12 protein-coding genes are annotated in these 13,341 nt (G+C 39.6%); 3 read left to right on the forward strand and 9 right to left on the reverse strand.

What is annotated here, in order from left to right; genetic code table 11:
* The first annotated feature begins 45 nt into the window (after positions 1-45).
* The 3 genes from nhaB to metC all read left to right on the forward strand — a co-directional run bounded on the left by nhaB (position 46) and on the right by metC (position 3,455).
* Positions 46-1,587 (forward strand): sodium/proton antiporter NhaB, encoded by a 1,542-nt coding sequence (gene nhaB, locus A6B40_RS02985; RefSeq protein WP_025247944.1) that lies wholly within the window; start codon positions 46-48, stop codon positions 1,585-1,587.
* A gap of 66 nt (positions 1,588-1,653) precedes the next feature.
* Positions 1,654-2,193: a disulfide bond formation protein DsbB gene (gene dsbB / locus A6B40_RS02990; RefSeq protein ID WP_176671521.1), complete on the forward strand. Its 540-nt coding sequence runs from the start codon at positions 1,654-1,656 to the stop codon at positions 2,191-2,193.
* 71 nt (positions 2,194-2,264) lie between these two features.
* Positions 2,265-3,455 carry a cystathionine beta-lyase gene (gene metC, locus A6B40_RS02995; protein WP_176671522.1) on the forward strand — a complete coding sequence of 397 codons (1,191 nt, stop codon included), beginning with the start codon at positions 2,265-2,267 and terminating at the stop codon, positions 3,453-3,455.
* Positions 3,456-3,525: 70 nt separating this feature from the next.
* On the opposite strand, the gene lptD is transcribed toward metC, so the two are convergent.
* From lptD to A6B40_RS03040, 9 genes are all read right to left on the reverse strand, one after another.
* Positions 3,526-5,859 carry an LPS assembly protein LptD gene (gene lptD / locus A6B40_RS03000; RefSeq protein WP_176672310.1) on the reverse strand — a complete coding sequence of 778 codons (2,334 nt, stop codon included), beginning with the start codon at positions 5,857-5,859 and terminating at the stop codon, positions 3,526-3,528.
* A gap of 164 nt (positions 5,860-6,023) precedes the next feature.
* Entirely contained in the window at positions 6,024-7,391 is a 1,368-nt protein-coding gene (gene hemN / locus A6B40_RS03005; RefSeq protein WP_176671523.1) for an oxygen-independent coproporphyrinogen III oxidase, read from the reverse strand.
* Positions 7,391-7,858 (reverse strand): DUF2489 domain-containing protein, encoded by a 468-nt coding sequence (locus tag A6B40_RS03010; protein WP_025217656.1) that lies wholly within the window; start codon positions 7,856-7,858, stop codon positions 7,391-7,393. Before A6B40_RS03010 ends, hemN begins: the two co-directional genes overlap by 1 nt.
* Before the next feature lie 16 nt (positions 7,859-7,874).
* The gene (gene yihI / locus A6B40_RS03015; RefSeq protein WP_176671524.1) at positions 7,875-8,462 is read right to left on the reverse strand and encodes a Der GTPase-activating protein YihI; all 588 of its coding nucleotides are present in this window, start codon (positions 8,460-8,462) and stop codon (positions 7,875-7,877) included.
* A 75-nt stretch (positions 8,463-8,537) separates the two neighbouring features.
* Positions 8,538-8,915 (reverse strand): YacL family protein, encoded by a 378-nt coding sequence (locus tag A6B40_RS03020; protein WP_138317116.1) that lies wholly within the window; start codon positions 8,913-8,915, stop codon positions 8,538-8,540.
* Between the two features lie 67 nt (positions 8,916-8,982).
* Positions 8,983-11,874 carry a bifunctional [glutamate--ammonia ligase]-adenylyl-L-tyrosine phosphorylase/[glutamate--ammonia-ligase] adenylyltransferase gene (gene glnE, locus A6B40_RS03025; protein ID WP_176671525.1) on the reverse strand — a complete coding sequence of 964 codons (2,892 nt, stop codon included), beginning with the start codon at positions 11,872-11,874 and terminating at the stop codon, positions 8,983-8,985.
* A 171-nt stretch (positions 11,875-12,045) separates the two neighbouring features.
* The gene (locus A6B40_RS03030; protein ID WP_025342405.1) at positions 12,046-12,327 is read right to left on the reverse strand and encodes a YciI family protein; all 282 of its coding nucleotides are present in this window, start codon (positions 12,325-12,327) and stop codon (positions 12,046-12,048) included.
* Between the two features lies 1 nt (position 12,328).
* The gene (gene yciA, locus A6B40_RS03035; protein WP_025247954.1) at positions 12,329-12,790 is read right to left on the reverse strand and encodes an acyl-CoA thioester hydrolase YciA; all 462 of its coding nucleotides are present in this window, start codon (positions 12,788-12,790) and stop codon (positions 12,329-12,331) included.
* Complete coding sequence (locus tag A6B40_RS03040) at positions 12,780-13,337, reverse strand: septation protein A (protein ID WP_112111177.1); 558 nt, start codon at positions 13,335-13,337, stop codon at positions 12,780-12,782. Before A6B40_RS03040 ends, yciA begins: the two co-directional genes overlap by 11 nt.
* Positions 13,338-13,341: the final 4 nt, after the last annotated feature.

Genomic DNA, 13,341 nt, shown 5'->3' on the forward strand with positions numbered 1-13,341 from the left:
AACTATATTACAATTGCAATATCATTTTCAATTTTGAGGTTTTTTATGAGTAATATTGATGCTCTTTTTAAAAGTTTCTTAGGGAAAAGCCCTGAATGGTACAAACTCTGTATTTTGGCATTTTTAATTATTAATCCTCTTGTTTACTTCTTTATTAGTCCTTTCGTAGCAGGTTGGTTTCTAGTTGCCGAATTTATTTTTACCTTGGCAATGGCGTTGAAATGTTATCCTTTGCAGCCGGGGGGCTTGCTTGCCATCGAGGCTGTGGTTATCGGAATGACTAGCCCCCATCATATTAAACACGAAATTATTGCAAATTTTGATGTTATTTTACTTCTGATGTTTATGGTGGCTGGGATCTATTTTATGAAGCAACTCCTGCTTTATATTTTTACCAAACTTCTCGTTGCTATCCATTCTAAAAAAATTCTTTCCCTTGCTTTCTGCCTAAGTGCTGCATTCTTATCTGCTTTCCTTGATGCATTAACAGTTATTGCAGTTATTATTAGTGTAGGAACAGGATTTTACGGGGTATACCACAAAGTTGCATCAGGGAATAGTTTTGAAGATTCAACTGATATCACCAATGATGATAAAATTCTCACTCGTAAAGAAATTTTAGAACAATTTCGTGGTTTTTTAAGAAGTTTATTAATGCACGCTGGGATTGGTTCTGCTCTTGGTGGTGTAATGACAATGGTAGGTGAGCCGCAAAACTTAATTATTGCCTCACAAGCTGAATGGGGATTTATTGAATTCTTATTACGCGTTTTACCTGTTAGCTTGCCTGTGTTAATTTGCGGTATTGCAACTTGTTTTATTGTTGAAAAGTACAAATTATTCGGTTATGGCGATAGACTGCCTCGCCGTGTATGGGTTGTGCTTGCTCGTTATAATCAACTAAAAGAGCAAAAAATGACTAAACAAGATAAGTTAAAAATGATCGTACAAGCCATTGCAGGTATTTGGTTAGTTATTGGTTTGGCATTACATCTGGCTGATGTAGGTATTATCGGTTTAACCATCATTATCATCTGTACTGCATTCTGTGGTATTACCGATGAACATGCCTTAGGTAAAGCATTCCAAGAATCTATGCCATTTACTGCATTACTCATTGTATTTTTCTCTATCGTGGCCGTCATTATTGATTTGAAATTATTCGAACCGATTATTTCATTTGTATTATCTGCTGAACCACATTCTCAACTTTCATTGTTCTATATCTTCAACGGTTTATTATCAATGATTTCCGATAATGTATTTGTAGGTACAGTTTATATTAATGAAGCCAAAACAGCATTGACGTCAGGAATTGTAGAACGATCTCAATTTGATCTACTCGCAGTTGCTATCAACACAGGAACAAACTTGCCTTCTGTTGCAACACCGAACGGGCAAGCTGCTTTCTTGTTCCTATTAACATCTTCATTCGCTCCGTTAATCAAGCTCTCTTACGGTAGAATGGTTTATATGGCATTACCTTACACTATTGTACTCTCTATTGTTGGTTTCTTCGCATTAGAATTTTTACTGCCACCAATGACTGAATTGATGCTAAATTGGGGCTGGATTGTTACACGCTAATCTAATATAGATAAGCTATACCAAATAAGGTAGAATGAAAGAATTTCATAAATATAAGGAATCATTATGCTCCATTATTTTAAAAATCTATCACTCTCTCGTAGTGCGTGGTTTTTTCTGGTATTAAGCTGTATTGTGCTAGAAGGTGTCGCTCTATACTTTCAACACGGAATGGGCTTAGTACCCTGCGTAATGTGTATTTATGAACGTGTTGCTTTATTTGGTATTTTATTTGCAAGTATTTTAGGTTTTATTGGCAACCGCTACAGTGTTCTTCGCTGGTTGGCAATTTTAATTTGGCTGGGGAGTGCCTTTAAAGGCTTAACATTGGCACTTAAACATCACGATTATCAAGTTAATCCTTCGCCTTGGAATCAATGCGAGTTTAAAGTTGATTTCCCGCAAACATTACCGCTTGATAAATGGCTACCGGAAGTGTTTTCACCTGGTGCAGTAAATTGTAGCCAAAGCCAATGGGAAATGTTTGGTTTTTCAATGGCACAATGGTTAATTTTCACCTTTGCAGTTTATCTAATTTTTGCTGTGATTGTTTTAATCAGCCAATTTAAACGTAGCCGACAAAAAAACAGTTTTATTTTCCGTTAATACGGATTACAAGCGGTAAGATTTTGCAAAAAACTTATAAAATCTTACCGCTTATTTATTTAGGAGAAAAAATGTCTAACCATAAAAATCTTGCTACCAAACTTGTTCATACAGGGCGTAAAAAACTCTATACACAAGGAGCGGTAAATCCTGTTATTCAGCGTGCTTCATCCTTAGTTTTTGAGACATTAGAAGAAAAAAAATACGCTACCCAAAACCGCTATAAAGGAGCTTTATTTTATGGACGACGTGGCACGCTCACTCATTTTTCACTACAAGAAGCAATGTGTGAATTAGAAGGTGGAACAGGTTGCTACCTCTACCCTTGCGGAGCAGCAGCAGTGACAAATTCCATCTTAGCTTTTGTGGAACAAGGAGATCATGTTTTAATGACAGGGGCGGCTTATGAGCCGACACAAGATTTCTGTAACGTGGTACTCAAACGTATGGGCGTTTCAACAACTTATTATGATCCAATGGTCGGAGAAGGCTTAAAAGACGTTGTTCAATCTAATACTAAAATACTTTTTTTAGAATCGCCAAGTTCGCTTACAATGGAAGTACCTGATATTCCTGCTTTAGTCAAAGCGGCTCGAGAAGTGAACCCTGAAATAGTAATTATGATCGACAATACTTGGTCTGCAGGCGTACTATTTCCTGCCTTAGAATATGGCATTGATATTTCGATTCAAGCTGGCACAAAATACTTAGTCGGACACTCTGACGTAATGATTGGTACAGCTGTGTCTAACACCCGTTGTTGGGATAGATTGCGTGAAGGTTCTTACTTAATGGGACAAATGATTGATGCCGATTCTGCCTATACCACCGCTCGTGGCTTACGCACTTTAGGTATTCGCTTGAGCCAACACGAAGCAAGCAGTATTGCAATCGCAAATTGGTTAGCTCAACGCCCTGAAGTAAAAGCAGTTTATCACCCTGCTCTTGAAAGTTGCCCAGGTAATGAATTTTTCAAACGCGATTTTACTGGATCAAGCGGTCTATTTTCGTTTGAGCTTTGCGAAAAACTCTCGCAAGAAAAATTAGCTAATTTCTTAGAACATTTTGAGCTATTTTCAATGGCATACTCTTGGGGAGGATTTGAATCCCTTATTCTTGCTAACCAACCCGAGGAAATCGCTCGAATTCGCCCAGCCATTGAGCGTAAACTAACTGGCACATTAATTCGTATTCATGTTGGTTTAGAAGCAGTTGAGGATTTAATTGCTGATTTAGAACAAGGCTTTGAGCGGATAAAGTAAAAATATTCAAATCTAAAATAAAAAGTAGCTTAAGCATTTGTATATAGGGGGCTTAAGCTACTTTTAATTTCTAATTGATACCATAGGGTTCGGTATAAGGAAGTATTCCTCGTTTTAACATTCTCGATACGCCGTTGCTATAACTTGTACCAAAGCGTAGCTCAAAGTTAATCCCGAATTTATTATCGTAGTAGAAATCATTAATCGTATCAGGCGAACCAACTGGCGTAGAAACTAAACGGCGTGCCACATAGACATTTGCAGCCCAACAACAAGTGTTGTAATTCAGAGAAAGCTGCCCTTCAACCGGTTTCTTCAAAGCAATATCATGATAATAACTCGTCATTATCGATACTTTATCTGTTAATTCCCAGCCTAATACTGCACCAATCTGCTTAATTGACTGTCCATACTTGTTTGTGTTCAAGTTCTGATTAATATAGTCTTTACTTGCGTAACGGTAGTTTAACTGAACCAATTTATCTAATTGTGGTTTATACTGCAATGACATATTCGCTAAAGAAGTTTGATTTAAGCGAGTGTCATATTGATAGCTACCGTGCCAATTCCATTTTTTGTGGAATTTCCAGTTAGATTCTGCCGCCCACGAAGAAGAACGTTTAGCAGTGCTATTATCCGATGTATCATCAATTTTTGATGGGCTTAAATAATAGGTTTGACCTAAACTAAAGTTGAATACCTCTTCACCCGTTTCATTATTAAAGAAGCGGGTTGTTCCACCGGCTGTGATTAAATTTGCCGAAGAAATTCGGTCTAAACCACTATAACGACGGTCATTAAATAGTGAGAAATAGTCATTTTGTAATAAGGCCGAATCATAGCCCAAACTTACACTTTTCTGGCGTTTAGAACCAATATCACTTTGGTTTTTGTATGGACGATAAATATATTGCAATCTTGGCTCAATCGTTTGATTAAAACCAGAGAATAGTTGTTTATCCGATTCTAAAACCGTTTTGAAATCTAACTTAATTTGAGGTAATACTCGACTTACACTTTTCTTGATCTCTTCTGTGCTTTCACTACCCTTAGTTTGTTGATAATGAGTTGCATACAACTTCGTTTCCAAATTTAAACTACCGTAGCGATTTGCCAGTGGGAAGTTTAACGTTGGCTCAGCGTGGAAACGCCACGCTTTTGGCATTAGTTTACTGTCATTTTCAAAACGAGCGGCTTGAGCGAAGAATTTGAAATCGCCACCTTTAATTAAATCGTTTTTGTAGTAATTAAAGTCAATTTGTGGGAGTACACGATAAGGTCCGATATCCAATTCATCGAAGGTTTGGAATTTTTTACCTGAAATCGAAATATTGTAATTTGGTTGATAGTAACCTAATTTAAAGTTTTGTGTAGCGTAACCGTCCGTGCTCGAACCATATGCCGAATCAAAATCGGAGAAGTAACGTCTGTCGCTCACTTTGGTGTAATCCACATAAAAACGCCAGTCGGTTAAGAAACTCACGGCATGACGCCAGTGAAGCAAATAACGTTTACGATCATCATTTTCTGGCTGATAGTCGGTTAAACGGTCTTTCGCCATATACTCAGTTGCCACCAAACCTTGCCCGATTTTAGTCAAATAACGAAACTCAGGACTAATCTGCCAACCACGACGTGAATAGTAGGTTGGCGTAATGGTTGCATCCATATTCGGGGCGATATTCCAATAAAACGGCTGCGAATACGTCCAACCGTTTTTGCTGGAACGCTCAAAACTTGGAATGAGCAAACCGGTACGGCGGCGATCGCCAATCGGGAATTGTAAATACGGCGAATAAAATACCGGCATTCCCAACACTTTAAAGCGAGCGTGCCACATTTCCGCATACTCTTCGTCCACGTGCTGGATCATCTCGTTGGCTTCAATCGACCAAGAATTATCGTCTGGCAAGCACGAAGTAAAACTGGCATTTTTCAGCGTGCGTTTGCTATTTCCAAACTCGCCCTGCTCTGCCGTGCCCCGCCCTTGTCTGCCGACTAATTGATAATTGGCATTGCTGAGGCTGGCATCTTTTGAAAGCAGATTAATGGTCGCATCAGAACCGGTCGCCTGAATTAAGTTGTCTTGGTAGTTAAAATTGCCCTGCAAATACGCCATTCGGGCATTTTCGCCATCTTGCTCTACTCTAACCTGATCCGCCACAATCGAACGATTGCCTTGCTTAATGCTCACATCACCGGTGTAAGTTGCATCTCGAGGCTGATTGATTACCGCACTGTCCGACTCAATAGTCACCGGCATTCTCAGCTGATCGCCTTCTACCACTTCACCTTGGAATTGAGGCACGCCGAGCAAGCACTGCTGTTTTAAATCAGCCGCTGCATAATTGCTATAGCAGGCAGCCATCACTGCAAGAGAGAGTAAGCTATAACGCTGTTTCATCATTTTTCCTTTCTAAATGGGGCAAGCGGTTAAATTTGTGTGATTTTTTACATTTTTGTATTGTAGGGGCGAATTGCTATTCGCCCCTACGTTTCAACGTCTTCACTTCGATATTTGCGTTTCGATATTTTGCAAAAAATCCCTCAAAAACCACCGCTTGTGCGTTAAATAATACGGGAAAACTGCTGTCTTCTCGCTAACTGTCTTGAATACACATCAAAACATAAGCAAATGTTACGAATTAACAAACGTCCTCGTGGCGAAACCACAATGCCGTTTTCGTTAATCGTTAATAAACCGTCTTCTGCCAACGGTTTGAGGAAAGTTAAATCTTCCGCAAAGTAGCTGTTGAAATCAATGCCATATTGCTGCTCGATGGTAGCAAAATCCAATTTGAAGTTACAAATTAAGGCTTTGATTACATCACGGCGAATGCAGTCATCTTGCGTCAGTGCAATACCTTTGTGCAAGGCAATGCCACGTTCTTCCACGTCTGCATAATATTTTTGCAGATCTTTTTGGTTTTGAGCGTAAGTGTCGCCCAACAGGCTGATTGCCGACACCCCCATTCCCAATAAATCACACTCTTCTTGGGTAGTGTAACCTTGGAAATTGCGGTGCAAAATGCCTTTTTCTTGGGCGACGGCTAGTTCATCATCCGGTTTGGCGAAGTGATCCATTCCGATAAATTTATAGCCGTTTTCACCTAAAAATTCGATAGATTTTTGTAAGATAGTGAGTTTGGTTTCCGGAGCCGGTAACATATCTTCTTTGATCTTCACCTGAGCGGCAAATCGGCTTGGCAAATGGGCGTAGTTAAATACGCTCATACGATCCGGGTTGAGTTCCACCACACGCTCAAGGGTGTACATAAAACTCTCCACATTTTGCTTCGGCAAGCCATAAATTAAATCCACGTTAGTAGAGACAAAACCTAGCTCTTTCGCTCGCTTCATCAAGGCAAAAATAAATTCTTCGTCTTGCTCACGGTTTACTAGCTTTTGCACCTCTTTGTCGAAGTCTTGAATACCCATACTGATGCGGTTAAAGCCAATCGCACGCAGGTGATCAAGCATATCCAGCTCAATTTCACGAGGATCCATCTCAATACTGATTTCAGCCTCTTCGCTCACATCAAAATGGCTGCGTAGCATTTGCATTAAACGAGCAGATTGATCTTCGTCTAAATACGTTGGTGTACCGCCGCCCCAGTGAATTTGCGTCACCAAACGATTTTTAAACAACGGTGCTCGACTTTTAATTTCACGTTCTAAATAATCTAAATAGATTTCAACTTTATGGCGATGGCGAGTAATCACCTTGTTGCAGCCGCAGAAATAGCAAAGTTTATGGCAAAACGGAATATGCACATAAAGCGAAAGCGGACGCTCAGGATAACGAGCAGCCGCCGCAATAAAATCGTCATTGGTGTAGTTTTCGTTAAACTCCAACGCCGTTGGGTAAGAGGTGTAACGAGGGCCCGAATGGTTATATTTTTGAATCAGGGCAAGATCCCAAATAATTTCTGACATTAGATAGCCTTTTTGATCTCTTCAATATCTTGTAATAGTTGCTGACACTCCAACTTAATTTGCTCGCTCAATTCGACTTCTTTCGCTTCACGCTCTAAATCAAGTTTCATCCGCTCATTGCGTTTTAGCTGTTTGCGTTCCTCTAAAATCGGCATATTTTCCACCACCTGATACAGCTCCCACATTGCCGTGTAGTGGCTTAATTTTTTGCCGAGAACATCTAACAACGGTTTTAAACGCAACACGCCTTCCGATAAATCGCACTGCTCTGAAATCATCGCCCGAGCAATCACATCAAGACTGTCTAAAATGCGTAAATAACGTGCTTTTTGAGCCTCTTTTGCTTCCTCAATTAACGCTTGTTCACGCTTTTTTTGCTGACGTAATTTCAACATCAAATAGCCGGCGTAACCGGCTAAAGAGACCAAAATTAAGACCGCTAGCACGATAAGGAATATTTTTAGCATCATTCTCAGCAGCCTATTAACGGAATTTGTTAATGTCCATAGTTTCAAACTGACGCAATAACGCATCGCCGGCGTCTGCATCGTCGTCTTCAAATTCAATACCAAGCTCCGTCATTAACTCATCAATGCGGTCTAGGCATTCATTCATAAATTTCTGATCTTCCGCTGAAAGCGTTTTGCCGGCTTCCAAATCATCAAGCAACTGGTTCAAACATTCGTTATTTTCCAACTGCTCTAACTCTTGCTCTGGTGAAAGCGTTGGTTTAACCAGCTCAACCGGAACAGGCTTAATTGTGCGGCCTTTCTCCGGTTGATTCACAAACTCCACCATCAACGGCACTTTTTTACGGCTACCGATGCGTGGATCTTTTACTTCTTTCTCAACCGCTTTTTTCTGCTCTGCCGGATCAGCATTACGAGAACCGGTCGGTAAACCTTTATGTTTGCGTTTACGCTTTTCCTCACGAGCTTGAGCATCTAACTCATAACGAGTTAATTTACGATTTTTACCACCACCTAATTTAGGGGTTGGTTGCTTTGACTTATCTGTTTTTCTTGCCGGCATAATATCAGTAATGCGGCGTGTTTTTTTCGTACGACTCATAATTCTTTAATCTAAAATTTTTAATAAACCGCTATTCTACAAGGAATTGCCTTGCCTTAATAGCGTTGATTTCAATTAATGGTAAGTTTGCATAAAATGCTGATAGGCTTTGAGGAATTTTTCAAAATCATCTAAACCACAAAATGCGATGCTCTCTTCATTATAAAATTGAAAACCTTCTTCCATTTCTTCTTCATCGAAGGCAGCATCTAGGTTATTTGCTTTTGCCATTACTTCATCATAATCAAAATAAATACTGTATTCACGCCCTTCAAATACGCATTCGTAATGATTTGGAAAAGCCGCTCTGCACTTTTCAATTTCAGCAAAAATGGCTTCCAACTCTTTTGGATTACCTGTAATTTCAGTATTCAACCAACGGGCAAATGCCTCGTGATCCATTGAACATTTGGCCACAACACCGTGAATACTATGCGTAAATTGATATTCCATACATATTCTCCTCTTTGACGGCTATTATAGCTTAACAAGCGGTTGTTTTTTGGAAAAATTTTACCATTTAGTTTAATAATGATTGCCACATTCTTCTCACAAACTCTCTCTCTTTTACAAATTCCGTTGCTTCAACCATGCTTTCTTTGCGAAGTAGGTTTAAATGATGGATTTTATTACGGAGCGAAGTATAGCAATGTTTGAGTTGTTCACTCTCTGGTAAACTTAAAATCCCACATTCAACTGCACTATCGAAAATCCGCACATTATCAGACCATACCGCCATCTGTGGATTTTCATTGCTATGAGCCAGCACCAAATATTGAGCAATAAATTCAATATCGGTAATGCCGCCTTGATCGGTTTTGATATTAAATTGATCTTGTGAGTGCGAGCTAAGATGTTGGTACATTTTTTCTCGCATTTCGCAAATTTCTTGACGTAATTGACCGCTTGTACGAGGTAACGCCAAAGTAGATTGGCGAATGCGTTCAAACTCTTGCCTTAAATGCTCTGCGCCAAACACACATCTTGCTCGCACAAGGGCTTGGGTTTCCCAAGTCCAGGCTTCATTTTTTTGGTAATGTTCATAGGCATTAAAGGTGCTGACCAAAAGCCCAGCCTCGCCTGATGGGCGAAGTCGCATATCCACCTCATATAACACACCTGCACTGGTATTAAGATTAAAAATTGAGTTAATTTTTTGAGCCAATTTTAAGTAAAATTGATGGCTTGAAATCTCTTTTTTACCACCAATCGTTTGGCTGTTCTCTGGGGCGTTATGCAAGAAAACCAAGTCGAGATCGGAATTGTAGCCTAGTTCAATCCCACCTAATTTTCCGTAACCAATAACCGCAAAGCCTTTTTCATCTGACTCTAAATGCTCAGGTGTGCCGAAACGCTGGCTGACTTGCTTCCACGCCATATGTACTACTGCATTGATAATAGCTTCCGCTAAGTAAGTAAGATGATCGCTGATCTTCATTACTGGCAGCACGCCTAAAATATCGGAGGCAGCTATACGTAAAATTTGCGTTTGTTTGAACTGGCGCAAACCATCAATCAGAGTCTCTTCATCTTCTTCAGGAATACGGATTAAATAATCCTGCAAGGCTGATTGATATTGCTCAAGCTCTAGCACTTCGGTTAAACCATTGTATCTCATCAGCTCATCAAGCAACATTGGGTAACGAGCAATTTGCTCGGCAATCATCACTGATTTGCTACAAAGCGTTAAAAGCTGTGGCAAGATCTGCTCTCGTTCAACCATCAATTCAAGATAGGTTGTTCGTGTAGTGATTTTATCTACAATATTGAGCAAACGAGGTAGAAGCAATAAATAATCTTCACGCTCAAAAATACTATCTGCGATTTTAGGCATTAAATTGCGAAGAACCTCTCGCCCTCTTACTCCAATCGGGCGTTTTACCCAATCTTGGAAAGTTGTGGAGAAATGGTGGAAAATTGTCTCATAATCGCTTTCTGCAACTTGGGGGTAATTTTTTAATACGGCGGATAAATCTTCTAATGAGATAGTGTAATTTAGAATATCTTTCCATTCGGCTAATTTTTCATTTAATGGACTGGCTTCATCTTCACTTTCTTCCTCGCCAATCAATTCATTAAAAATATGGCGAACCTCATTTTGATAACCATTTAACACCGCTAAAAATCCCGCCCAATCATTAAATTGATGTTCTATAAAAATAACCGTTTCGCTATTTAATTCTTGCTGCCAATAGCATTGGCAAGCAAAGATAAGGCGAGCTCGATCCTCAGGATCTGTTGGTAAAGTTTGTGTTTGTTTGTCATCAATCGCTTGTAGCACATTCTCTACTTGGCGGTAAAAAGTGTAGGCATTATGCAGTTTTTCTACCTGTGCTTGCGTTAATAAATTCAAATCACTCAAGCGAGGAAGGACTTTTAATAGACTACGTTCCTGTAAAATTTTATCTCGCCCACCACGAATCATTTGGAAGGTTTGTACAATAAATTCTACTTCCCGAATGCCGCCTGCACCAAGTTTGATGTTATCCGCTAAGTTACGGCGAACTACTTCACGGCTGATTTTCTGCTTCATTTCACGCAGAGATTGGATCGCCGAAAAATCTAAATAACGGCGGTAAACAAAAGGACGTAGCATCTGTTTTAAGTAGCGATGATTGATGTTTTGGCTCTCTTCACCCAAAATTTTGGCTTTAATCATCGCATAACGTTCCCAATCACGCCCTTGCTCTTGGTAGTAATCCTCCATTGCGGCAAAACTGAATACTAACGCACCACTGTCGCCAAAAGGGCGAAGCCGCATATCAGTACGATACACAAAACCATCAGCGGTAATATCATCAAGAGCTTTAATTAAACGCTGACCGAGTCGGGTAAAAAATTTGCTGTTTTCAATCGGCTTACGTCCACCCACTGTTTCGCCGGCATCAGGGTAAGTAAAGATAAGGTCGATATCAGAAGAAAAATTTAGTTCTCCTCCACCGAGTTTTCCCATTCCCAAAATCAGTAGTTCTTGCTGCTCACCTAAGCTATTCATTGGTGTTCCGTATTCTTCACAGCATCTTTTGAATAGCCAATCTCTTGCAGCTAAAATTAGGCTTTCTGCTAAGTCTGATAAACGTTGAAACACAAATTCAACCGTAGCGAGTTTGTTTGATTGCAGAAAACTCAAACGAGATAATTCCCGATGGCGGAATAGTCGTAGTTCTCGGCTAAGTTGTTCTTCATTTTCTGCTGTTACCAGAAGCTCATTTAAACGAGAAAGGTAATTGCCGCATTCATTAGTTGTAGGAAGATTGTTTTTCCATTCAGCAAACAAATCAGGCTGTTTTTGCAAAGTTTGTGTAACCAAATTCGACATCGCCATTGCTACAACAAGCGGTTGAATTTGCTCAGAATTTTGCAAATCAGCAGGCAAAGTGAATTGAGATTGGGAGATTAGGGTGGTAAGCATAAATTTAGGCTCAAATTGGGAATAGATAGGTATTTTACACTCGAACCATTCCCCTCTTTAGCAAAGAGGGGTTAGGGGAGATTTGGCAGAGGTAATTTTACGCTCATAGGAAATTTTAACATCGTAATCAAATCTCCCCCTGCCCCTCTTTTCTAAAGAGGGGAGAAAAAATTAAAACACTCTCTTAAACGGCTTAACAATCACATCGCCATATACGCCAGCATCAACATAAGGATCTTGGTTTGCCCATTGTTGAGCTTCTTCAAGCGAGTTAAATTCAGCAATGACTGTTGAACCTGTTATGCCAGTGCCGTCTTCCGTTGGATTAGGACCGGCAATTAATAAACGCTCTTCAGCCTGCAATTTTTCTAAGCGAGCTAAATGTGCAGGGCGAACTTCTAAACGTTTTTCCAGCGTGTTCGGATTATCTTGAGCAAAAATTACGTAATACATACTATTCTCCTTGTTCGGTATTTTGGGTAATTAATGATAAGGCTTCATCTAATTCCGGATTATTCTCTCTTGGTACAGCACGAGGTCTACCTTCTTTATCAGTAGCAACATAGGTAAATAACGCTTCTGTTACCAGAAAACGTTCACGCGTGCCTTCATAAACCTGCTTGATAAACACTTCAACTTTCACTTGCATCGAAGAACGACCAATGTGCATCAGTTTGCCATAACAACACACCACATCACCGACAGAAATTGGTCTATGGAAGATCATTTTATCTACCGTTACGGTAACAACTCTACCTTTTGCGAGTTCTTTCGCTAAAATTGCACCGCCTAAGTCCATCTGGGACATAATCCAACCACCAAAAATATCGCCATTAGCATTGGTGTCTGATGGCATTGCAAGCGTTCTTAAAATCAGTTTCCCTTCAGGATCTTTTTCGTAAGGTTTATTTTTCATCTTGTTTTTCCTGTTTTTCAGCCTCTTTTAGGTAAGGATAAAGTACAAAACCCGTTATAACCGTTGCAACCAATGTTAAACCGATAATACCGAAGGACTTAAAATCAACCCAAGCATCTTCGGATAAATATTGGCTAATATAAATATTAAGCAACATACAAATAATAAAGAAAATAGCCCAACCGAAGTTGATTTTATTCCACACTTGATCAGGCAAATTAATTTCCTTACCGAGTAATTTTTTAATTAGCGGAGCTTTAAATACAAACTGGCTCACTAATAACACGATAGCAAAAAGCGAATAAACGATGGTAACTTTCCACTGTAAATATTTCACTTCATTAAAATAAGCACTGAGCAAACCAAAAAAGACCACCGCTCCGCCCATAATCACTTGCTGTTTTTCAACTTTGCCGTAAAACACTTTTAAGGCGATCATTTGTGCAATGGTCGCAATCACTAGTACGATAGACGCCATTTGAATGCCGTCCATTTTATAGACAACAAAAAACAGAATCAGCGGAATAAATTCAAGTAACTGTTTCATTTCA

Origin of the sequence: Mannheimia varigena, assembly GCF_013377235.1 — a bacterium.
Lineage (GTDB): Bacteria > Pseudomonadota > Gammaproteobacteria > Enterobacterales > Pasteurellaceae > Mannheimia > Mannheimia varigena.

Coding starts and splice junctions, on each gene's coding strand:
- nhaB (WP_025247944.1), top strand. CDS start 46: ATGAGTAATATTGATGCTCTTTTTAAAAGTTTCTTAGGGAAAAGCCCT.
- dsbB (WP_176671521.1), top strand. CDS start 1,654: ATGCTCCATTATTTTAAAAATCTATCACTCTCTCGTAGTGCGTGGTTT.
- metC (WP_176671522.1), top strand. CDS start 2,265: ATGTCTAACCATAAAAATCTTGCTACCAAACTTGTTCATACAGGGCGT.
- lptD (WP_176672310.1), bottom strand. CDS start 5,859: ATGAAACAGCGTTATAGCTTACTCTCTCTTGCAGTGATGGCTGCCTGC.
- hemN (WP_176671523.1), bottom strand. CDS start 7,391: ATGTCAGAAATTATTTGGGATCTTGCCCTGATTCAAAAATATAACCAT.
- A6B40_RS03010 (WP_025217656.1), bottom strand. CDS start 7,858: ATGCTAAAAATATTCCTTATCGTGCTAGCGGTCTTAATTTTGGTCTCT.
- yihI (WP_176671524.1), bottom strand. CDS start 8,462: ATGAGTCGTACGAAAAAAACACGCCGCATTACTGATATTATGCCGGCA.
- A6B40_RS03020 (WP_138317116.1), bottom strand. CDS start 8,915: ATGGAATATCAATTTACGCATAGTATTCACGGTGTTGTGGCCAAATGT.
- glnE (WP_176671525.1), bottom strand. CDS start 11,874: ATGCTTACCACCCTAATCTCCCAATCTCAATTCACTTTGCCTGCTGAT.
- A6B40_RS03030 (WP_025342405.1), bottom strand. CDS start 12,327: ATGTATTACGTAATTTTTGCTCAAGATAATCCGAACACGCTGGAAAAA.
- yciA (WP_025247954.1), bottom strand. CDS start 12,790: ATGAAAAATAAACCTTACGAAAAAGATCCTGAAGGGAAACTGATTTTA.
- A6B40_RS03040 (WP_112111177.1), bottom strand. CDS start 13,337: ATGAAACAGTTACTTGAATTTATTCCGCTGATTCTGTTTTTTGTTGTC.